This window comes from Micromonospora sp. NPDC005257 (genome assembly GCF_042872445.1).
Lineage (GTDB): Bacteria > Actinomycetota > Actinomycetes > Mycobacteriales > Micromonosporaceae > Micromonospora.
In genome coordinates this window covers 71,194-92,002 of sequence record NZ_JBIAKL010000009.1, presented here as the reverse complement: position 1 = coordinate 92,002, position 20,809 = coordinate 71,194, and the positions used below count along the sequence as shown (strand labels likewise).

At 73.9% G+C, this 20,809-nt stretch carries 18 protein-coding genes; 11 read left to right on the top strand and 7 right to left on the bottom strand.

What is annotated here, in order from left to right; genetic code table 11:
- Positions 1 to 8: 8 nt before the first annotated feature.
- The 8 genes from ACFYO8_RS19845 (at position 9) to ACFYO8_RS19810 (ending at position 9,971) form a co-directional block, all read left to right on the top strand.
- Positions 9 to 620 carry a TetR/AcrR family transcriptional regulator gene (locus ACFYO8_RS19845; RefSeq protein WP_354868995.1) on the top strand — a complete coding sequence of 204 codons (612 nt, stop codon included), beginning with the start codon at positions 9 to 11 and terminating at the stop codon, positions 618 to 620.
- Between the two features lie 32 nt (positions 621 to 652).
- Complete coding sequence (locus tag ACFYO8_RS19840; RefSeq protein ID WP_354868997.1) at positions 653 to 1,450, top strand: TIGR03084 family metal-binding protein; 798 nt, start codon at positions 653 to 655, stop codon at positions 1,448 to 1,450.
- Entirely contained in the window at positions 1,447 to 3,117 is a 1,671-nt protein-coding gene (locus tag ACFYO8_RS19835; protein ID WP_355015090.1) for an acyclic terpene utilization AtuA family protein, read from the top strand. The genes ACFYO8_RS19840 and ACFYO8_RS19835 overlap by 4 nt, the downstream gene beginning before the upstream one ends.
- On the top strand, positions 3,114 to 4,253 hold the full coding sequence (locus tag ACFYO8_RS19830; RefSeq protein WP_354869002.1) for an acyl-CoA dehydrogenase family protein: 1,140 nt from the start codon (positions 3,114 to 3,116) through the stop codon (positions 4,251 to 4,253). The genes ACFYO8_RS19835 and ACFYO8_RS19830 overlap by 4 nt, the downstream gene beginning before the upstream one ends.
- Positions 4,250 to 5,857: a carboxyl transferase domain-containing protein gene (locus ACFYO8_RS19825; protein WP_354869005.1), complete on the top strand. Its 1,608-nt coding sequence runs from the start codon at positions 4,250 to 4,252 to the stop codon at positions 5,855 to 5,857. The genes ACFYO8_RS19830 and ACFYO8_RS19825 overlap by 4 nt, the downstream gene beginning before the upstream one ends.
- A gap of 128 nt (positions 5,858 to 5,985) precedes the next feature.
- Positions 5,986 to 8,001: a biotin carboxylase N-terminal domain-containing protein gene (locus ACFYO8_RS19820; RefSeq protein WP_354869007.1), complete on the top strand. Its 2,016-nt coding sequence runs from the start codon at positions 5,986 to 5,988 to the stop codon at positions 7,999 to 8,001.
- Positions 7,998 to 9,161, top strand: coding sequence for an acyl-CoA dehydrogenase (locus ACFYO8_RS19815; RefSeq protein ID WP_354869010.1), 1,164 nt, complete (start codon positions 7,998 to 8,000; stop codon positions 9,159 to 9,161). Before ACFYO8_RS19820 ends, ACFYO8_RS19815 begins: the two co-directional genes overlap by 4 nt.
- 345 nt (positions 9,162 to 9,506) lie before the next feature.
- Positions 9,507 to 9,971: a hypothetical protein gene (locus ACFYO8_RS19810; RefSeq protein WP_354869013.1), complete on the top strand. Its 465-nt coding sequence runs from the start codon at positions 9,507 to 9,509 to the stop codon at positions 9,969 to 9,971.
- Here ACFYO8_RS19810 and ACFYO8_RS19805 read toward each other — a convergent pair.
- The 7 genes from ACFYO8_RS19805 to ACFYO8_RS19775 all read right to left on the bottom strand — a co-directional run bounded on the left by ACFYO8_RS19805 (position 9,958) and on the right by ACFYO8_RS19775 (position 17,665).
- On the bottom strand, positions 9,958 to 11,427 hold the full coding sequence (locus ACFYO8_RS19805) for a protein kinase (protein ID WP_354869015.1): 1,470 nt from the start codon (positions 11,425 to 11,427) through the stop codon (positions 9,958 to 9,960). The genes ACFYO8_RS19810 and ACFYO8_RS19805 overlap by 14 nt on opposite strands.
- Before the next feature lie 30 nt (positions 11,428 to 11,457).
- Positions 11,458 to 11,916: a hypothetical protein gene (locus ACFYO8_RS19800; protein ID WP_354869018.1), complete on the bottom strand. Its 459-nt coding sequence runs from the start codon at positions 11,914 to 11,916 to the stop codon at positions 11,458 to 11,460.
- A gap of 135 nt (positions 11,917 to 12,051) precedes the next feature.
- Positions 12,052 to 15,633 (bottom strand): adenylate/guanylate cyclase domain-containing protein, encoded by a 3,582-nt coding sequence (locus ACFYO8_RS19795; protein ID WP_354869020.1) that lies wholly within the window; start codon positions 15,631 to 15,633, stop codon positions 12,052 to 12,054.
- Positions 15,630 to 16,424 carry an MBL fold metallo-hydrolase gene (locus ACFYO8_RS19790; RefSeq protein WP_387188086.1) on the bottom strand — a complete coding sequence of 265 codons (795 nt, stop codon included), beginning with the start codon at positions 16,422 to 16,424 and terminating at the stop codon, positions 15,630 to 15,632. Before ACFYO8_RS19790 ends, ACFYO8_RS19795 begins: the two co-directional genes overlap by 4 nt.
- Positions 16,425 to 16,548: 124 nt before the next feature.
- Positions 16,549 to 17,010, bottom strand: a complete 462-nt coding sequence (locus ACFYO8_RS19785; RefSeq protein ID WP_354869022.1) for a RidA family protein — start codon at positions 17,008 to 17,010, stop codon at positions 16,549 to 16,551.
- A 5-nt stretch (positions 17,011 to 17,015) separates the two neighbouring features.
- Positions 17,016 to 17,171: a DUF4177 domain-containing protein gene (locus ACFYO8_RS19780; protein ID WP_013289021.1), complete on the bottom strand. Its 156-nt coding sequence runs from the start codon at positions 17,169 to 17,171 to the stop codon at positions 17,016 to 17,018.
- A gap of 62 nt (positions 17,172 to 17,233) precedes the next feature.
- Complete coding sequence (locus ACFYO8_RS19775; RefSeq protein ID WP_354869186.1) at positions 17,234 to 17,665, bottom strand: hypothetical protein; 432 nt, start codon at positions 17,663 to 17,665, stop codon at positions 17,234 to 17,236.
- A gap of 335 nt (positions 17,666 to 18,000) precedes the next feature.
- Between ACFYO8_RS19775 and ACFYO8_RS19770 the strand changes: the two genes are divergently transcribed.
- From ACFYO8_RS19770 to ACFYO8_RS19760, 3 genes are read left to right on the top strand one after another with little or no spacing between them, the layout of a single operon-like run.
- Positions 18,001 to 18,579, top strand: a complete 579-nt coding sequence (locus ACFYO8_RS19770) for a hypothetical protein (protein WP_354869025.1) — start codon at positions 18,001 to 18,003, stop codon at positions 18,577 to 18,579.
- Positions 18,580 to 18,628: 49 nt separating this feature from the next.
- A complete protein-coding gene (locus tag ACFYO8_RS19765; RefSeq protein WP_354869028.1) occupies positions 18,629 to 19,603 on the top strand; it encodes an ArsA-related P-loop ATPase in 975 nt (324 codons plus the stop codon).
- A gap of 54 nt (positions 19,604 to 19,657) precedes the next feature.
- Positions 19,658 to 20,806 carry an ArsA-related P-loop ATPase gene (locus tag ACFYO8_RS19760; RefSeq protein WP_354869031.1) on the top strand — a complete coding sequence of 383 codons (1,149 nt, stop codon included), beginning with the start codon at positions 19,658 to 19,660 and terminating at the stop codon, positions 20,804 to 20,806.
- The last annotated feature ends 3 nt before the right edge of the window (positions 20,807 to 20,809 follow it).

The following is a 20,809-nucleotide window of genomic DNA, read 5'->3' as shown; positions in this document are numbered from 1 at the left end:
CTGTCTGCGTGTCGAGTCGAGTTCCGCAGCAGGAACGCAGCCGGGCCACCCAGGCCCGCCTGCTGGAGGCGACTGTCGAATGCCTGGTGGAGCACGGCTGGTCCGGCACCACGACGACTGTGGTGGCGGCCCGCGCCGGCGTCTCCCGGGGCGCCCAGCTGCACCACTACCCCACCAAGGCCGCGCTGGTGACCGCCGCCGTCACGCACCTGACCGAGCGCCGGGCGGCCGAGCTGCGCGCCGAGGCGGCGGTCCTGCCGTCCGGACCGCAGCGGCTCGACGGAGTGGTGGACCTGCTCGCCGCCTCCTTCACCGGCCCGCTGTTCGCTGCCGCGCTGGAGCTGTGGGTGGCTGCCCGCACCGACGCCGAGCTGCGCGCCGCGCTGGTGCCGCTGGAGGCGCGGATCGGCCGGGAGATGTACCGGCTCACCGTCGAGCTGCTCGGCGTGGACGAGCGCAGGCCCGGGGTGCGCGAGTCGGTGCAGGCCACCCTCGACCTGCTTCGCGGCCTCGGCGTGGCAAACCTGCTCAGCGACGACTCACCCCGCCGCGCCGCCCTGCTGCACACCTGGAAACGCCAGCTCGCCGCGCTGCTCAACCCCGAGAGCCAGCGGCCCTGATCACCTGACGCCCCACCCCGCCCGGAGGCACAATGGTCGACCTGACAGCCCTGCTCGCGGACCTGGCCGCCGAGTCCGAACAGCTCGACGCGCTCGTCGCGGAACTGCCGCCGCAGGGATGGGAGCAGCCGACACCGGCCCCGGGCTGGACCGTCGCGCACCAGATCGCGCACCTGGCCTGGACCGACCACGTCGCCTACCTGGCGGCCACCGATGAGTCGGCGTTCTTCGCCTCGGTCATGGCCGCGCCGGACCCGTCGCGTCTGGTCGAGGACGGCGCCGAGTCCTTCCTCGCCCCGGCGCCCGCGCTGCTGGCCCGCTGGCGTGCCGGCCGGTCGGCGCTCGCCGGAGCGCTCGCCGCCGTCCCGGCCGGGCAGAAGATCCCCTGGTACGGCACCAGCATGTCGCCGACGTCGATGGCGACCGCCCGGCTGATGGAGACGTGGGCGCACGGCGAGGACGTGGCCGACGCGCTGGGTGTCGTCCGCACCCCGACCGGGCGGCTCCGGCACATCGCGCACCTCGGCTTCCGTACCCTCGGGCACGGCTTCGCAGCCCACGGCCGCGAGGTGCCCACGGCGCCGGTGCGGGTCGAGCTGACCGCCCCCACGGGCGGTGACGTGTGGGAGTTCGGGCCCGCCGACGCGGCCGACCGGGTGACCGGCCCGGCGCTCGACTTCTGCCTGCTCGTCACGCAGCGCCGGCACCGCGCGGACCTGGCCCTGTCGGCCACCGGGCCGGTGGCCGGCGAGTGGCTGGACGTGGCCCAGGCGTTCGCCGGCCCGCCCGGCGGCAAGCGGGAGTCCGTGAACCGCGAGGCGGCCCCGTGAGCGCGCTGCGGATCGGGAACGCGTCCGGCTTCTACGGCGACCGCCTCGCCGCCTGGCGGGAGATGCTCGACGGCGGCGAGCTGGACGTGCTGACCGGCGACTACCTGGCCGAGCTGACCATGCTCATCCTCGGCCGCGACCGGATGCGCGACCCGTCGCTCGGCTACGCCAAGACGTTCCTGCGTCAACTGGAGGACGTGCTCGGCACCGCGCTGGAGCGCGGCGTCACGCTCGTCACCAACGCGGGCGGCCTCAACCCGGCCGGGCTGGCCGACGCGATCCGGTCGCTCGGCGACCGGCTCAGCCTCCAGGTCCGGGTCGGGTACGTCGACGGTGACGCGATCCAGCGGCCGGACGCGCTGACCGCGAACGCCTACCTGGGCGCGTTCGGGATCGCGGCCTGCCTCGACGCGGGCGCGGACGTGGTGGTGACCGGACGGGTCACCGACGCCTCACTGGCGGTCGGCCCGGCGATCGCCCGCTTCGGGTGGACCCGCGACGACGTGGACGCACTGGCCGGTGCGACGGTGGCCGGGCACCTGATCGAGTGCGGCGCGCAGGTCACCGGCGGCAACTTCAGCTTCTTCACCGAGCTGCCGGACGGCGGGCACCGGCCCGGCTTCCCGATCGCCGAGCTGCACCCGGACGGCTCGTCGGTGCTCACCAAGCACCAGGGCACCGGCGGCGCGGTGACAGTCGAGACGGTCACCGCCCAACTGTTGTACGAGGTGGGCGGGCCGGACTACCTCGGGCCGGACGTGGTGACCCGGCTGGACACGGTACGGCTGGAGCAGGAGGGCCCGGACCGGGTGCGCGTGTCCGGGGTACGCGGCACGCCGCCGCCGGACACCCTCAAGGTGGGCGTCAACAACCTGGGCGGTTTCCGCAACTCGATGACGTTCGTGCTGTGCGGGCTGGACATCCCGGCCAAGGCGGCGCTGGTCCGGGGCCAGATCGAGGAGTCGGTCGGCACGGAAGGACTGGAGTTCACGCTGGCCCGCACCGACCACCCGGACACCGGCGACACCGAGGCGGCGAGCGCGCTGCTGCACGTACACATGCGGGACTGGGACAAGTCGCGGGCCGGGCGGGCGTTCTCGGCGGCCGCGGTGGAGCTGGCGCTGGCCTCCTACCCGGGCTGCACGCTCACCACGCTGCCCGGCGACGCGACGCCGTACGGCGTGTTCACCGCCGACACGATCGCGCAGGACGCTGTCGAGCACGTCGCGGTGCTTCCGTCCGGCGAGCGGGTGACGATCCCGCCGCCGGCCGTCACGGGGACGCCGGCCGGGGCGCCGGCGCGAGCGACCGATGCCGTACCGGCTCCGGCCGCCACCCGGCGCGGGCCGCTGGGTGAGCTGGTCGGCGCGCGGTCGGGCGACAAGGGCGGCGACGCGAACCTGGGCGTCTGGGCACGTACCGACGCGACCTGGCCCTGGCTGCGCGACTGGCTCACCGTGGAGCGGCTGGCCGAGCTGCTGCCGGAGACCGCCGCGCTCACCGTCGAGCGGTACGAGCTGCCGAACCTGCGTGCTGTCAACTTCGTGATCCGCGGGCTGCTCGGTCAGGGCGTGGCCGCCTCCACCCGGTTCGACCCCCAGGCCAAGGCCCTCGGGGAGCTGCTGCGCTCCCGGGTGGTCGATCTACCGACGGAGGCACCCGCATGACCATCGCGGACACGCCGGAACGCCGGCAACTGCGCGAGCTGACCCGCTCGTTCGTCACCCGGGAGGTGCTGCCGCATCTGTCCGACTGGGAGCGGGCGGGCGAGGTGCCCCGGTCGCTGCACGAGACTGCCGCGAAGATCGGCCTGCTCGGCATCGGCTTCCCGGAGTCGGTCGGCGGCAGCGGCGGCGACCTGCTCGACTCGATGGTGGTCACCGAGGAGATCATCCGCTCGGGTGGATCGTCGGGGCTGGTCGCCGCGCTGTTCACGCACGGCATCGCGCTGCCGCACATGGTGGGGACCCAGGACGAGAGGCTGATCGACAGGTACGTGCGGCCCGCGCTGGCCGGGACGATGATCGGCGCGCTGGCGATCACCGAGCCGGACGGCGGCTCCGACGTGGCGGGTATCCGCACCTGCGCGGTACGCGACGGTGACCACTACGTCGTCAACGGGTCCAAGACGTACATCACCAGCGGGGTCCGCGCCGACTTCGTCACCACGGCGGTCTGCACCGACTTCCCCGGGTCCGGCTCGGTCAGCCTGCTCGTGATCGACAAGGGCACGCCCGGGTTCACTGTGGGCCGGCGGCTGGAGAAGCTGGGCTGGCACTGCTCGGACACCGCCGAGCTGTCCTTCGTGGACGTGCGGGTGCCGGTGACGAACCGGGTCGGCCCGGAGGACACCGGGTTCCTCGCCATCATGCAGCAGTTCGCCAACGAGCGGCTGTCGCTCGCCACCCAGGCGTACGCGACCGCGCAGCGCTGCGTCGACCTGGCGCTGCAGTGGTGCCGGGACCGCCAGACGTTCGGCCGTCCGCTCGTCGGGCGACAGGTCGTCCGGCACAAACTGGCCGAGATGCACTCCCGCACCGAGGCGGCGCGGGCGTACGTGCACGAGGTCGCCGCACGGGTGGCCGCCGGGCAGCCGGTGGTGACCGAGGTGGCGATCGCGAAGAACGTGGCGGTGTCCGCGTGCGACTTCGTGGTCGACGCCGCACTGCAACTGCACGGCGGCTTCGGCTACATGCGCGACGCCGAGGTGGAGCGGCACTACCGGGACGCCCGTCTGCTCGGCATCGGCGGCGGCACCACCGAGATCATGAACGAGATCATCTCGAAGGGAATGGGTCTGTGAGCACGACTGTCCTGCAGAGCACGATCGACCCGTCCGCGCCCGCCTTCACCGCCAACCGGGAGGCGCTGCTGGAGCGCCTGGCCGAACTGGAGGCGGCGCTCGACCAGGCCCGGGGCGGTGGCGGCGAGAAGTACGTGACCCGACATCACGGTCGCGGCAAGCTGCTGCCCCGGGAGCGCATCGAGCTGCTGCTCGACCCGGACAGCCCGTTCCTGGAGCTGTCGTCGGTGGCCGCGTTCGGCACCGACTTCCCGGTCGGCGCCAGCACCGTGGTCGGCATCGGCGTGGTCGAGGGCGTCGAGTGCCTGATCGTGGCGAACGACCCGACGGTACGCGGCGGCGCGATCAACCCGTGGTCGCTGGCGAAGACCCGGCGAGCGGGTGAGATCGCGGCGGCCAACCGGCTGCCGATGGTGAACCTGGTCGAGTCGGCCGGCGCGGACCTGCCCACCCAGGCGGAGATCTTCATTCCCGGCGGCCGGGTGTTCCGTGACCTGACCCGGCTGTCCGCCCAGCGGATCCCGACCGTGAGCGTGGTCTTCGGCAACGCCACCGCCGGTGGCGCGTACGTGCCGGGCATGTCGGACTTCACCATCATGATCCGCGACCGTTCGCAGGTCTACCTGGCCGGGCCACCGCTGGTGAAGATGGCCACCGGCGAGATCACCGACGACGAGTCGCTCGGCGGCGCGGCGATGCACGCCACCACGTCCGGCCTGGCCGACTTCCTCGCCGAGGACGAGCGCGACGGCATCCGGCTGGCCCGGCAGTGCGTCCGCCGGCTGAACTGGCGCAAGCACGGCCCGCCGCCGCGCAACCCGCACCCGCTGCCACCCCGGTACGACCCGGAGGAGCTGCTCGGCATCGCCAGCGCCGACCTGAAGGTGCCGTTCGACCCGCGCGAGGTGCTGGCCCGGGTGCTCGACGACAGCGCGTTCGACGAGTTCAAGCCCGGCTACGGCACGGCGCTCGTCACCGGCTGGGGGGAGCTGCACGGCTACCCGGTCGGTGTGCTGGCGAACGCCCGGGGCGTGCTGTTCAGCGAGGAGGCGCAGAAGGCGGCCCAGTTCATCCAGCTCGCCAACGCGGCGGACACGCCGCTGGTCTTCCTGCAGAACACCACCGGCTACATGGTCGGCACCGAGTACGAGCAGCGCGGCATCATCAAGCACGGCGCCATGATGGTCAACGCGGTGTCGAACTCGAAGGTGCCGCACCTGACCGTCAACCTGGGCGCCTCCTACGGCGCCGGCAACTACGGCATGTGCGGCCGGGCGTACGACCCCCGGTTCCTGTTCACCTGGCCGAACGCGAAGTCGGCGGTGATGGGCCCGGCGCAGCTCGCCGGCGTGCTGTCCATCGTGGCCCGGCAGGCCGCCGCGGCCCGGGGCCGCGAGTACGACGAGGACACCGACGCCGCCATGCGGATGATGGTCGAGCAGCAGATCGAGTCGCAGTCCGGCGCGCTGTTCCTGTCCGGGCGGCTCTACGACGACGGGGTGATCGACCCCCGGGACACGCGCACCGTCCTCGGGCTGTGCCTGTCGGCGATCCACAACGGACCGGTGAAGGGCGCCGACGGTTTCGGCGTCTTCCGGATGTGACCTGTGAGCGCGAGGAACGCAGCGAAGCGGAGTCCCGCAGTCGCGAACGAAAGGCAGGCAACCGTGAGCGCGAGGAACGCAGCGAAGCGGAGTCCCGCAGTCGCGAACGAAAGGCAGGCTCAGCGCGGATGATCAACAAACTTCTGGTTGCGAACCGGGGCGAGATCGCCCGCCGGGTCTTCGCCACCTGCCGCGCCCTCGGCGTGGCCACCGTCGCCGTGCACTCCGACGCGGACGCCGACGCGCCGTTCGTGGCCGACGCCGACCAGGCCGTCCGGCTGCCGGGTAACACGCCGGCCGAGACGTACCTGCGTATCGACGCCATCCTGGACGCGGCCCGGCGCTCCGGCGCGGACGCGGTCCACCCCGGCTACGGGTTCCTGGCCGAGAACGCCGAGTTCGCGGCGGCGGTGACCGACGCGGGCCTGACCTGGGTCGGTCCGTCGGCCAAGGCGATCGCCGCGATGGGCGACAAGATGGCCGCCAAGGCGCTGCTCGCCGACGCGGGCGTGCCGATGCTGCCCACCTGGACCGACCCGGCCGAGGTCACCGCCTTCCCGGTGCTGGTCAAGGCCTCCGCCGGTGGCGGTGGCCGGGGGATGCGGATCGTCCGCGACGCCGCCGGGCTGGCCGAGGCCGTCGCGGGCGCGCGCCGCGAGGCGGCGGCGGCGTTCGGCGACGGCACGGTCTTCATCGAGCGGTACGTGGAACGCGGCCGGCACGTCGAGGTACAGATCTTCGGCGACACCCACGGCACCGTCGTGGCTCTGGGGGTACGCGACTGCTCGATCCAGCGCCGCCACCAGAAGATCGTCGAGGAGGCGCCCGGTGTGCTGCCCGACGACGTGCGCGCCGCGCTGCACGAGGCGGCGGTGGCGGCCGGGCGGGCTGTCGACTACGTCGGCGCGGGAACCGTGGAGTTCCTGCTCGCGCCGGACGGTCAGGTGCACTTCCTGGAGATGAACACCCGCCTCCAGGTGGAACACCCGGTCACCGAGCTGACCACCGGGCTGGACCTGGTCCGGCTGCAACTGCTCGTCGCCGAGGGCGAGCCGCTGCCGGTCACCGCCACGCCGCCGGCTGACGGTCACGCCATCGAGGTACGGCTGTGCGCCGAGGACCCGGCCCAGGGTTTCCGTCCGGCCACCGGGACGCTGCACCGGTTCGCGATCCCCGGGGTGACCGCCGAGTTCGGCCCGGCCCGTGGGCTGCGCCTCGACTCCGGGGTGGTGGACGGCTCGACGGTGAGCGTGCACTACGACTCGATGCTGGCGAAGCTCGTCGCCTGGGCGCCCACCCGCACCGAGGCGGCCCGGGCGCTCGCGGGCGCGCTCGCCCGCGCCGAGTTGCACGGGGTGGCCACCAACCGGGACCTGCTGGTACGCGTACTGCGCAGCCCGGAGTTCGCCGCCGTGGACGTGGACACCGGATTCCTGGACCGGCACCCGGAGGTGTTCGAGCCGCTGCTGCCGGCCGAGCAGCTTCCGGTGGCGGCGCTGGCCGCCGCACTTGCCGGGGCCGCCGCGCGCCGGGCCGCCGCCCCGGTGCTGGCCGGTCTGCCGTCGGGCTGGCGCAACGTGCCGTCCGTCCCGCAGGTCACCCGGTTCACCGTCGGCGACGGCGAGGAGATCGAGGTCCGCTACCGGCTGGACCGCGCCGGCCGCCTCGCCGAGTGGGGAGGGAAGGGCCCCTTCGCAACGGATCCGGCAGAGGAAGGGACCCCTGTCGACAGCGAGCAACCGCGGGTGGAGCTGGTGACCGCCGCCCCGGACCGGGTGGTGCTCGACGTGGACGGGGTACGGCGGGCTTTCCGCGTACACCGGGCGGGGTCGTCGGTCTTCGTGGACGGCCCGGACGGGGCGGCGAGCCTCACCGAGCTGCCCCGCCTGCCCCTGCCCACCGCGGAGCTGGCGGCCGGGTCGCTGCTCGCGCCGCTGCCCGGGGCGGTGACCCGGGTGCACGTCGAGGTCGGCCAGCGGGTCGCCGCCGGTGACCTGCTGCTGACGCTGGAAGCGATGAAGCTCGAACACCCCGTGCTCGCCCCCGCTGACGGCGTGGTGACGGAGCTGCCGGTACCGGCCGGCGGCCAGGTCGAGACGGGCGCCGTACTTGCCGTGGTGGACCCCGAGGAGGACCCGCAGTGAACTTCGACCTGACCCCCGAGCAGGACCAGCTCCGCGACGCCGTACGGGCGTTGGGCCGCAAGTACGGCCACTCCTACTTCGTGTCCAAGGCGAAATCGGGGCAACACACCACCGAGCTGTGGCACGAGGCCGGCCGGCTCGGCTACCTGGGCGTGAACATCCCCACCGAGTACGGCGGCGGGGGCGGCGGCATCACCGAGCTGGCTCTGGTGTGCGAGGAACTGGCCGCGACCGGCTGCCCGCTGCTGCTGCTCGTGGTCTCCCCCGCCATCGCCGCCACGATCATCCACAAGCACGGCACGGAGGAGCAGCGCAAGAAGCACCTCCCGGGCCTCGCCGACGGCTCCCAGAAGATCGTCTTCGCGATCACCGAGCCGGACGCGGGCTCGAACTTCCACCGCCTCGCCACCGTGGCCCGCCGCGACGGCGACGACTGGGTGCTCAGCGGCCGGAAGATCTACATCTCCGGGGTGGACGAGGCCGGGCACGTGCTCGTGGTCGCCCGCACCGAGGACGCCTCCACCGGAAAGTTGAAGCCCGCCCTGTTCATCGTGCCGACCGACGCGCCCGGCCTGGAGAAGTCCAAGCTGGACATGGAGATCCTGTCGCCGGAGAACCAGTTCCTGCTCTTCCTCGACGACGTCCGGCTCCCGGCCGACGCGCTCGTCGGCGAGTCGCTGGACGCCGGGCTGCCGGCGCTGTTCGCCGGGCTCAACCCGGAGCGCATCACTGTCGCCGCGATGGGCGCCGGCACCGGCCGGTACGCGATCGAGAGGGCGTCCGACTACACGGCGACCCGCAAGGTGTGGGGCGGACGCTCGATCGGCTCGCACCAGGGCGTGTCGCACCCGCTGGCGCACGCGGCCGTTCAGGTCGAGCTGGCCCGGCTGATGATCCACAAGGCGGCGACGCTGTACGACGCGGGCCGCGACCTGGAGGCCGGCATCTCCGGCAACATGGCCAAGTACGCGGCGGGCGAGGCCGCCGCGCTCGCCGTCGACACCGCCGTCCAGGCGCTCGGCGGGGCCGGCATGACCACCGAGTACGGCGTGGCGACGCTGCTCGGCGCGGTACGCGCCGGACGGATCGCCCCGGTCAGCCGGGAGATGATCCTCAACTTCGTCGCCCAGCACGTCCTCGGCCAGGACAAGTCCTACTGACCCACCCCTCCGGTGGGTGGAACGTCATGGGTGTCTCCGGCCCGCTTCGACACCCATGACGTTCCACCCGGTCGGCCCGGCACGCCGGGCGGCGACGACCTGATCGACGCGGCGGAACTGGCCGACCTCGTCTGCACCGCTCTGTCCACCCCGGCAGCAGCTTCGCACCCAGAGGTCTACGGGCACGCTCGTGGGCCCAGACAGGGATCGATGCGGCAAACGACCAAAGGATGGGACAATTTTCCCGATCGTCGCCACCCCGCCGCTCCGAAGTGGAGCGCTGCTGACGGGAAGCCGTCTCATCCCACCGGTTGACAGGTCGACGTGCTGGGCCATGCTTGTCGGGTGAGATCGTTCCCGAAGTCCGATGCGCGGGTGAAGGCCGTCGTCGCGTCCGTGGCGACGGTGGCGGCGGTGGTGACCCTCGCCGTCTGGCGTCCGCCCGGCATCCTGTCGGTCGTGCTGGCCCTGGCGTGCGTCCTGCTCGCCATGATCGCGGGAGTGACGATCACCGCCGCCCGCCAACCCGGCGGCACCGGCGAGTCCGCTCCGCAGTCCGAGAGCTGGCCGGTCCCCCACGCCGGCTACGGAGTGGACGCCGACACGCTCGAGGCGATCGACCCACGCGCGGTACGCAACCTGCGCACCCCCGCGGGTCAGCCGATCGACGCGGACACGCTGGAGACGCTGGACCCGCGGGTGGTACGCGGCATGCGGACGACGACAGCCGTGGACGCCGACACGCTGGAGACGCTCGACCCGAGATCGGTGCGGCAGGGCCGGACCGTGAACGGGCTCAGCGACCGGTGAGCGTGGGGACGGCGAGCGCGTTGACGCCCCGGCCCGCCAGGCAGCGGTAGGTGCGGTCCGCCTCGGCCTCCGGCGGCAGCACCTCCAGGTTCCACCCGCTCGCCGACTTGCCGCCGCTGACCAGCCGGAACGTGTCGGCGTTGCACACCTTGCCGACCGCCGGGTCGGCCGCGACCGTCTCGTGCCGGGCCCCGGTCAGCGCGGCCGGCAGGTCGCCGGCGGCGTAGGTCTCCCAGGTGTGCTGGCCGTCGCACGGCACCCGGCTCGCCTCGGCCCGGTCGCGGCGCAGCCGTACCGGACCGAAGCACTCCAGCTCGTCCGCGCAGCGCGCCCCGGTGGGCAGCCGCACGTCGGCGGACGCACATCCCGGCACCGGCGCCGCCCCGGCCACACCGCTGGTGGCCGGCGTCGGCACGGCGGCCGGCGCGTGGCCGGCGGCCACCCAGCCGCCCCCGGCCGAGGCGGCGAGCGCGAGCACGCCGGCGCCGCCGAGGAACCAGCGCATGGGCCAGCGGCGGCCACGCGGCGAGGCCACCGTCGGGTGATCGTCGTCCGCGGGCGGGCGCGGGTTCGGCCCACCGCCGTGGTGGAACCGGTCGCCGTCGTACAGGCCGCCGGTCGCCGGGGCGCCGTCCAGCGGCAGGGAGGCGAGCAGGCCCCGCAGCTCGACAGCGGAAGGCCGCGCGCCCGGGTCGTTCGACATGCCCAACCGGAGTACGTCGATCAGCTCGCCGGGCACGCCGGGCAGGCCCGGGATCGGCTGCTGGAACATCTCCAGCACGGTGACCAGGCTCGGGTTGCGTTCGGAGTGCCAGCGCGGCGGACGGCCGTACATCAGCGCGTAGAGCGTGGCGCAGAGCGAGTAGACGTCCACGACGGGGGTGGGCGGGCTGTGGTTGAACGTCTCCGGCGGCGCGTACGCCGGGGTGAGCGCCTCCAGCATGACCGAGGAGTCACGGAACTCGGCGAGCACCGCCAGGCCGAAGTCGGCGAGCACCGCCGAGTTGAACTCGGAGTGCAGGATGTTCGCCGGCTTGACGTCGCGGTGCAGGACGCCCGCCGCGTGCGAGTGGGCCAGCGCGTCGGCGATCTTCACGCCGAGGTCGCGGGTCTCCGCCGGGCCCAGCGGGGAGGTGCGCATCCGCTCGGCGTACGAGCCGTCGCAGAGTTCCATGATGAGGTAGGGGTGCTGGTCGACGGTGACCCCGACGTCGAAGAGGTCGACCACGTGCGGGTGCGACGACATCCGCCCGGCGGCACGGGCCTCGCGCAGGAAGCGGGCCTGGTCGCGTTCGCTGTCGAGCGTGCGGTTCTCGACCTTGACCGCGACCTCGCGGCCCACCGAGATCTGGGTGGCCCGGTAGATGGTGGCGTAGCCGCCCCGGGCGAACACCCGCAAGTCGGTCAGACCGGGCACGATGGGCAGCCGTACGGCGCCGGGCGGGGTCTCGGTCACGGCTCGAAAATACCCAACGATCCGGGCCCGTCAGCGCGCCGCGTCGGTGGCCGGCACCGGACCCGGGGCGGAGTCGGGCGTGGCGGCGGCCCCGCGCCGGGCGTCCCACCACAGGCCGACGGCTGTCGCTACCGCGCCCAGCCCCTCCCACGCGGCGACCGCGAAGAAGCGGTCCGGCGCGACGTCGGAGAGCACCGCGATGGTGAACACGGTGAAGGTGACCAGGCGGAACCACACGGTGAACCGATAGAACGGCCGCCACTCGGTGGCGACGGCGAGCAGGTAGTAGACCCCCATGTTGAACGAGGCCATCGAGGACGCGGTGAGGAACGTGCCGGTGTAGTCGCCCGGAGCGCGCTCGGCCGGCACCTCGAAGCCGAGCAGGTGAAGCTGCGTCTCCGGCCAGATCAGACCGAGCGCGCCGAGCAGCAGCGCGAGGAGTCCGAAGACGGCGATCGTCCAGCCGGCGCCCGAGCGCGGCAGCCTCATCGTTCCTCCCCAGCGTGGTCTGCCGGTGACGCGTGCGCGCACCGGGAGGCGACAGTCGATCTACGACTGTCGCCGACCCACGCTAACCGGCTACCCGGCCGAACACATCCCCGGAACCGTCAGAACAAACGGCCATCAGCCGCCGGACAGACGCACCCGCAACGCGTCCGCGACCATCCGCTCACTGCGCTGCTCGGTGGCGTACGCGAGGCGTACCGCCTTCTCCGCGTTCGTCAGCGCCTCGGCCCGGCGACCGCAGGCGTCGAGCGCCTCGGCCAGCACCAGCCGCGCCACCACCTGGCTGCGCACGTCCTCGGCGGGCGCGCCGATCGACCGCTGGGCCCAGTCGAGCGCCTGCTCGCGCTGGCCGTGGGCGAGTAGCGCGGCGGCGTACCGGGCCATCGTCTGCCGCCGGGAGAACAGCAGCGAGGGCGCGTTCGCCGCGCCGGTGGCGACCGGGGCGAGCAGTCCCACGGCGGTGCCCGGATCACCCGCCGCGAGCCGGGCCATGGCGAGCAGCACGCGCGGCGCGACCTGGGCCGGCGCCTGCGGGTTGTGCGGCTCCACCCGGGTCAGCACCGACCGTGCGTCCCGCTCGGCGGTCTCGTGGTCGCCCATGTCCAGTGCCACGAAGCCGCGCAGCGTGCCGGCCATGCCGGTGAGCAGCGGATGGGTGGTCCGGTCGGCGTACCCGAGCGCGTCGGTGAGCAGGTCGGCCGCGTGTTCCGGCTCGCCCAGCCCGCGCGCCACCACCCCGCGCACCACCAGCGCGAAGCCCTGCCCCCAGTCGTCGCCGACCTCGGCGAAGTCCCGGTACGCGCGGCGCGCGGCCCGGTCCGCCTCGGCCAACTCGCCCAGTTCGGCGGTGGCGTACGCCTCGACCGCGCGCAGCGTGCCCACCGCCCACGCCTCGCCGACGCGCTCCCCGAACGGCAGGAACACCCGCGCCATCCGGCACGCCTCCCGCAGCCGGCCCGCGAGCAGCCGGGCGAACGCTGTGGTGCCGCGCAGCCAGGCCCGCCCGTACGGATCCTTCAGCTCGGCGAACAGCCGGGCGGCCCGGCCGAGCACCGCGTCCGTGCCGGCGAAGTCGCCCCGGGTGGTGGTCACCCAGGCCAGATTCTGCAACGACCACGCCTGCCCGCGGGGATCCCGCGCGGCGAGACTGACCTGATACGACGCGGCCAGCCGGCTGCTCGCCTGCCCGAGCCGGCCCGCGATGAAGTCGGCCATGCCGAGCCGCCGCATCGCCGAGGCCCGCAGGATGGGCAGGTCGGCGTCGGTGGCCACCTGCAACGCCTCCTGCCAGTTACCCTCGGCCCGCTCGGCGTCACCGAGGGTCTGCTGGGCCTGCCCGGCGAGCAGCAGCGCGGCGGTCCGGGTGGCCGGGTCGGCGGTGTTCGCGGCGATCTTCTCGGCGAACGCGAGCGCGTCGGCCGGGCGGCCGATCTGGAGCAGTGCCCGGGCGTGCGTAACCCGATCGGCCGCCGGCACCCCGTCGCGGGCCAGCTCGGCGGCGCGCTCGGCGTACTCGACGGCCAGCGCCGGCTCCCCCGACCGCAGCGACCGGCGGGCGGCCCGGCCCAGCGCGGCCACGCCCAGCGGGGCGACCGCCCGGGCCGGCGCGTCCGGGCGCAGCTTGACCGCGTCGGCGAGTGCCGTGGCCCGCTCCACGTGCTCGGCGACGAAGTCGTCCCGGGCGGCCTCGGTGAAGGCGCCACCCGGAGCGGCGCCGGTCTCGTCGACGCTCTCCGGCGCGGCCCAGCGGGCCAGCACCGCGTGCCGCTCGGCCAGTTCGGCCTTGCTCACCCCGGCGTACACGGCCTCCCGCATCAGCGGGGTGGCGAAGGCGAACCCGCTGCGGGTGCGGTGCAGCATGCGCCGTTGCAGCAGTTCCTCCACCGCCCGGTCCTCCTCGACGGCGGCCACCGCGGCGGGCCGCCCGTCGCGTCCGACCCGCTGCTCCCGCAACGCCTCCAGCGCGCCCGCCGGCACGATGTCGCCCACCACAGCGGCGTCGCGCAGCGCCGAGCGGGCGCTCGGCGGCAGCGCGTCGATACGCGCCGCGAGCACCGCGGCCAGGTCACGGGAGAGCAGCCGGCTGCCGAGCGAGCCGGGGGCGAGTCGCCAGCCGACGTCATCGCCCCGGCCGGGCCCGGCGGTGAGCGCTCCGCGCTCCATCAGCAACGTGACCAGTTCGGCCAGGTAGAACGGGTTGCCCTGCGCGGTGGCGAGCAGCCGGTCCGCGTCGGCCTGTGGCATGCGGCCACCGGACAGATAGCTGGTGAGCAGCCGGGAGGCGTCCGCGCCTCGCAGCGGCGGCAGCGCGTGCACCTCGGCGTCCGCGACGCGGGTCAGCGCACCGGCGGTGCGTACCAGCTCGGGGCGGCCGAGCAGCAGCACCAGCACCGGCCCGCTGAGCCGGTTGAGGGTCAGCGCCAGCGCCTTGAGCGTCTCGGCGGTGGCGTCGTGCAGATCGTCCACCACGATCACCAGCGGCGCCTCACCGGCGAGCGCGCTGAGCAGGTCGGCCACCGCCGTCGGCACTGCCTCGTCGTCAGGTGGCGGCCCGGCCGCGTTCCACTCGCCGTTCTCGGCGGCGGGCGGGAGTTCGGCGTACCCGAGCAGGGCCAGGAGCTGGTCCACGGCGATCGGCGGCGCGTCGCCGGGCAGCCGGGACAGGCGCTGGCCGAGGCGGCGCAGCCGCTCCTCGACGGCCGCCCGCGTCACCGCCGTGGCCGCGTCACCGGGCAGGCCGACGGCGGCCCGGACCAGATCGGCCAGCGGCGCCAGCCGGCGGCGTTCGCCGAACGCCGCGCAGTGCACCGACAGCACCCGGGCGCCGGTGTGCGCCGCGTACCGCCCGGCACCGACGTCGTAGCCGGCGGCGAGGCGTTCCACCTCGGCCGCGAACCGGGACTTGCCGATCCCGGCCTCGGCGGTCATCAGCAGCACCCGCGGCTCGCCTCGGTCGATCACCTCGGCGAGCCGGCCGGCGACCCGGCCGATCTCGGTCTCCCGGCCCACGAACGGCGCCTCGTCGCCGAGACCGGACCGGGTGCCGGGCGCGTCGAGCAGACCCAGCAGCTCGTACGCCTCGACCGGCTCCCGCTTGCCCTTGAGCCGCAGCGGGCGCAGCGTCCGCCAGGAGGCGACGTGCCGGGTGGCGGCGGAGGTGCGGGCCCCGGCGTAGACCGCGCCGACCGCGGCGGCGTCGGCCAGCCGGGCGGCGGTGTTCACCGTGTCGCCGATGACCGTGTACTCGATCGCCGCCTGGATGCCCGCGATCACGTCCCCGGTGTTGAGGCCGACGCGCAGGCCGAGCGGCGCACCGCCGCCGCGCTCGTCGTCGAGCACCCGCCGCACCGCGCGCTGCATGGACAGCGCGGCGCGGACCGCCCGCTCGGCGTCGTCCTCGTGCGCGACCGGGGCGCCGAAAACCGCCATGATCCCGTCGCCGGTGAGCTTGTCGACGTGCCCGCCGAACGTCTTGACCGCACCTGCCAGCGCGGCGAGCACCCGATCGGTGACCGCGCCGACCCGTTCCGGGTCCAGGTCCTCCGACCAGGAGGTGAAGTCGGACAGGTCGCCGAAGAGCACGGTCACCACGCGGCGCTCGGCGGCGGGCAGCGTGGCGGCGGCCGGCAGCGCCGCCCCGCAGTTGTGGCAGAACCGCGCCCCGGGCACGGCTACGGTTCCGCACACCGGGCAGGTCACGGCTGCTCCACTCCGAGGTGTTCGAGCTGGGCCCGGACCGACCACTCGGCGGCCCACCACAGCGACCTGTCGACGTCGGCGTAGACCACGGCGACCACCTCGGCCGCGGTGGTGGCGCCCGCGGCGACCGCGGCGCGCACCTGGTCCAGCCGGGCCCGACGGTGGGCCAGGTAGAAGTCGGCCGCCACACCGCAGTCGGCGAGCGCCGGGCCGTGGCCCGGCAGCGCCGGGATCTCCCGGTACGCGGAGAGCAGCTCCAGGCTCGACAGGTAGTCGCCGAGGTGCCCGTCCGGATGAGCGACCACTGTGGTGCCCCGGCCGAGGATGGTGTCACCGGTCAGCACGACGCGCTCGCCGTCGTGCGCGGCGAGCAGGCAGACCGAGTCGGCGGTGTGCCCGGGGGTGGGCAGCAGCCGCAGGTCCAGCCCCAGGTCGAGGGTGGTGTCGGCGGTCAGCGGCTCGCCTCCGGCGGTGTGCGCCGGGTCGGCGGCGAGCACCGGCACGCCGTCGAGCAGTTCACGCAGCCGGGGCGCGCCCTCGGTGTGGTCCGCGTGCCCGTGCGTGATCAGCACGAGCCCGACCGGCCCCTGCGCCGCGATAGCGGCCAGATGACCCTCGTCGGCCGGCCCGGGGTCGACCACGACGGCCGGCGCGTCCGGCCCGGCCCGCAGCACCCACGTGTTCGTCCCGTCGAGCGTCATCGGCCCCGGGTTCGGCGCACGCAGCAACGTCACCCACGCCGGCAGCTCCTCCGCGAGCGCCCCCGCGGCCCCGGCCATCCGACCACCCATGGCTGCGATCGTACGACTCCGCCCGCCGCTCCCCGCGATCTTGCAGCACCGGCCCGAACTTTGTCCCCGTCTGGGGCTTCTGCCGGGGCGGCAACCGCAAGATCGCGAGCGAGAGACGGCTGGGTTACGCGACCTCGACGATGACCTCTACCTCTACCGGGGCGTCGAGGGGAAGCTCGGCTACGCCTACGGCGCTGCGGGCGTGGCGGCCGGCCTCGCCGAACACGGCGCCGAACAGGTCGGAGGCACCGTTGATCACGCCGGGCTGCCCGGTGTAGCCCGGTGCGCTGGCCACGAAGCCGGTCAGCTTCACGACCTTCACCACGTTCTCCAGGCCGACCAGCGCGTCGATGGCGGCGAGCGCGTTGAGCGCGCACCGCTGCGCCAGGTCCTTCGCCTGCTCGGCCGAGACGCCGTTGCCGACCTTCCCGGTGGCGAGCAGCTTGCCCTCGGCCATCGGCAACTGGCCGGAGACGTAGACGTGCTGACCGGACTGGACGGCCGGCACGTAGCTGGCCACCGGCGGCACCACCTCGGGCAGTTCGAGGCCGAGCTCGGCGAGCTTCGCGTGGGGTCCGTTGCTCATCCGGGTCAGCCCTTCGGGCGCTTCAGGTACGCGACGAGCTGCTCCGGGTTCGGGCCGGGGACCACGGAGACCAGTTCCCAGCCGTCCTCGCCCCAGTTGTCGAGGATCTGCTTGGTCGCGTGGACCAGCAGCGGCACCGTGGCGTATTCCCACTTCTGCATCGGAGGAGGGCTCCCTTGCCTGACTTGGACTTCGGTCAGGCACAGCCTACGGTCCGCCGTCGTCACCAGGACGCGGGACGCGGCTCCGGCGGCAGTGGCGGTTCGCCGCACGGGCCCTCGTGCTCGAAGGGCTGCGGACACCGGCTGCGGCCGGGCAGCAGCAGGTCGCAGAAGACCCGGTGCCTGTTGTTCTGGTCGTCGGCGGTGGAGACGGTGGTCTCGCCCGCGTCCAGCTCCACCAGGAAGCCGAGCGAGGTCGCCACGGTTCCGGCGAGCGCGGTGGCCGCCGCCAGATCGGACACCCGGACCGGCAGGTGGATGACGTAGCCGGGCTCGTCCTCGTCCCGCCCTCTCCCGCCGGGGCGCGGAAGCGTCCGGACCACCTCGACCGGAAGGCCGTAGGACCGCTCGTTGAACTGCAGCTCCGCCTCCCCCGGCCGGCCAGCCCGGTCACCGGGAAACTGGGCTCGGGGACTGTTCTCCGCGTCGCGCATCCGTCGCCTCCGGGCGTCGTACCTGTTCACCAAATCCGCCATTCGGCTCGGAACCGTCCCCGGTCCGGCTCTCCGCGTCGGGACGAACGTAGAGCCTCCGACAACTACCGGCAACGGGACGCGCACTCCTCGTTACGTCGAGTCACATTTACGACACAAGGCTGGTCGGGAAGGCGATAGCCGGTTTCCGTCCGATGGGGCGTGTACGCGGGGCTGGCAACCGCCTCGCCGACCGCTACCCTTCCGGACTGGACGCGCGCCGACGCGCGCCCGCACACCTCGACCCGTGCCCGTCGCCTGGGGCGGCGACGGGAGCCGCAACCCGGGGGAGACAGATGACCCAACCGCCCGCCGGTGGCGACACCGGCACGCCCGGCGACCCGAATCCGCAACCGCCGCCCACCGGCGGTGCGCCGCCGGGATCCCCTCCCACAGCCGGTCCGCCGGCGTACCCGTCCGGCACCCAGCCGCGCAAGCGGCCGGCCGCGCTGATCGCCTCGCTGGTGCTGGCCGCCGCGGTCCTGCTCTGCGGCGGTGGGGGCACGGCCGCGTTCCTCGCGCTGCGCGACAGCGAGGACGGCCAGGGCGCGAAGGAGCCGCAGGTCGCGGTGGACGGCTTCCTCAAGGCCGTCTACCAGGAGCGCGACGCCGAGAAGGCGGCCACGTTCGTCTGCTCGGCGGCCCGCGACGACGAGAAGATCAGCACCAAGGTCGCCGAGGTGCAGAAGTACGTCGCGCAGTACCAGAACCCCCGGTTCCGCTGGCCCACCCCGACCGTCGACAACCAGACCGGCGACCGGGCCACCGTCTCCGCCAAGGTGACCATGACCACCGCCGACGAGAAGGTCGCCGAGCAGGCGCTGCGCTTCACGGTGGTGCGGAAGACGGGTTGGTGGGTCTGCGAGGTGGGCTGATCCCACCGGCCGGACAGGGCTGGTCCCAACGGCTGGTTAGGCTCGACGGGTGGCAGCGAGTGAGCAGCCGGCCGAGTCCGCCGGCAGATGGCCGGCCCGCCTGCACGTGGTGACCGGCAAGGGCGGCACGGGTAAGACGAGCGTGGCCGCCGCGCTGGCCCTCGGCCTGGCCGCCGAGGGCCGGCGCACCCTGCTGGTCGAGGTGGAGGGCCGGCAGGGCATCGCCCAGCTCTTCGGCACCGACCCGCTGCCGTACGAGGAACGGCACCTCGCCGACGCGCCCGGCGGCGGTGAGGTGCGGGCGCTGGCGGTCGACGCCGAGGAGGCGCTCCTCGAATACCTGGACATGTTCTACAAGCTCGGCGCGGCCGGCCGGGCGCTGCGCAAGCTCGGCGCGATCGACTTCGCCACCACGATCGCGCCGGGCCTGCGCGACGTGCTGCTCACCGGGAAGGTCAAAGAGGCGACCACCCGGACCAGCGGGTCGCGCCGGACGTATGACGCGGTGGTGCTGGACGCGCCGCCGACCGGACGGATCGGCCGCTTCCTCAACGTGACGGCGGAGACCGCCCGGCTGGCGAAGGTCGGCCCGATCAAGACCCAGAGCGACAGTGTCTCCGCGCTGCTCCGGTCGCCGATGACCGCCGTGCACGTGGTCACGCTGCTGGAGGAGATGCCGATCCAGGAGACGCTCGACGCGGTCGCGGAGCTGACTCAGCTCGGTTTCCCGGTCGGCCGGGTGATCGTGAACGGCGTGCGCCCACCGGTGCCGGCCGGACGGGCGGTGACAGCGGCCGAGCTGAAGCGCGGGCTGGCCGCCGCCGGCCTGCCGACCGACGGCCCGACCGTGGCCGGGCTCGTCGAGGAGGCTCGTGACCAGCAGGTACGCCGTGAGCTGGAGGACTCGCTCCGCGGTGACCTGGTGGATCTCGGCCTGCCCCTGGTCGAGTTGCCGCTGCTGCCCGAGGGGGTCGACCGGGCCGGGCTGGAGACGCTCGCCGAGGCCCTCGTCCGGGCGGATTGACTCACACCTGCGGCCGGCACGGAGCAGAGTGCCCCTCGGGACCGATACGCTCGATTGGTGCCTTCCGAAGACACGGCGCCTCCGCTCGACGTCGACCAGATCCTCGCCGACAACGGCGTACGGATCGTGGTCTGCTGCGGGGCGGGCGGAGTGGGCAAGACGACCACCGCGGCGGCGCTGGCGTTGCGAGCGGCCGAGCGGCACGGCCGGCGGACGGTGGTGCTCACCATCGACCCGGCCCGCCGGCTGGCGCAGTCGCTCGGCCTGACCGAGCTGGACAACACACCCCGCCAGGTCAAGGGCATCGACGTCGAGGCCAGCGGCGGCGAACTGCACGCCATGATGCTCGACATGAAGCGCACGTTCGACGACGTGGTGCTCCAGCACACCGACCCGGCGAAGGCGGCGGAGATCTTCGCCAACCCCTTCTACCAGGCCATGAGTTCCACCTTCGCCGGCACGCAGGAATACATGGCGATGGAGAAGCTGGGCCAGTTGCACGCCCGGGGCGAGTGGGACCTGATCGTGCTGGACACGCCGCCGTCGCGGTCCGCGCTCGACTTCCTGGACGCGCCGGCCCGGCTGTCCCGGTTCCTCGACGGCCGGATGCTGCGGCTGCTGCTGGCTCCGGCGCGCAGCGGCGGACGGAGCATGTTCAGCCTGGTCACGGCGAGCTTCGGGATGTTCTCGAGGGTGGTGCAGAAGGTGATCGGCGCCCAACTGCTCACCGACCTGTCCGGCTTCGTGGCCGCCCTCGACTCGATGTTCGGCGGGTTCCGGCAGCGCGCCGAGCAGACGTACCGGATCCTGCAGGCCCGGGAGACGGCGTTCCTGCTGGTCGCGACGCCGGAGCCGGACGCGGTCCGGGAGGCCGCCTACTTCGCCGGCCGCCTGCGGTCCGAACGGATGCCGCTGGCCGGGCTGGTGCTCAACCGGGTGCACCGGCCGGCGTCGGACCTGTCCGCGGCGGAGAGCCTGGCCGCTGCGGAGCGGCTGGCCGGCACGGGCGGGCACGAGGGCACCGTCGGGGTGTTGCGCGCGCACGCCGCGCTCGCCCAGCAGGCGGCACGCGAGGAGCAGGTGGCGACCCGGTTCACCGAGGCGTTCCCGGCGGTGCCGGCGGTGTCGGTGACCGCGCAGCCCGCCGACGTGCACGACGTCGACGGGCTGCGGACGATCGGCGAGGCGATCAGCCGGAGCTGACCG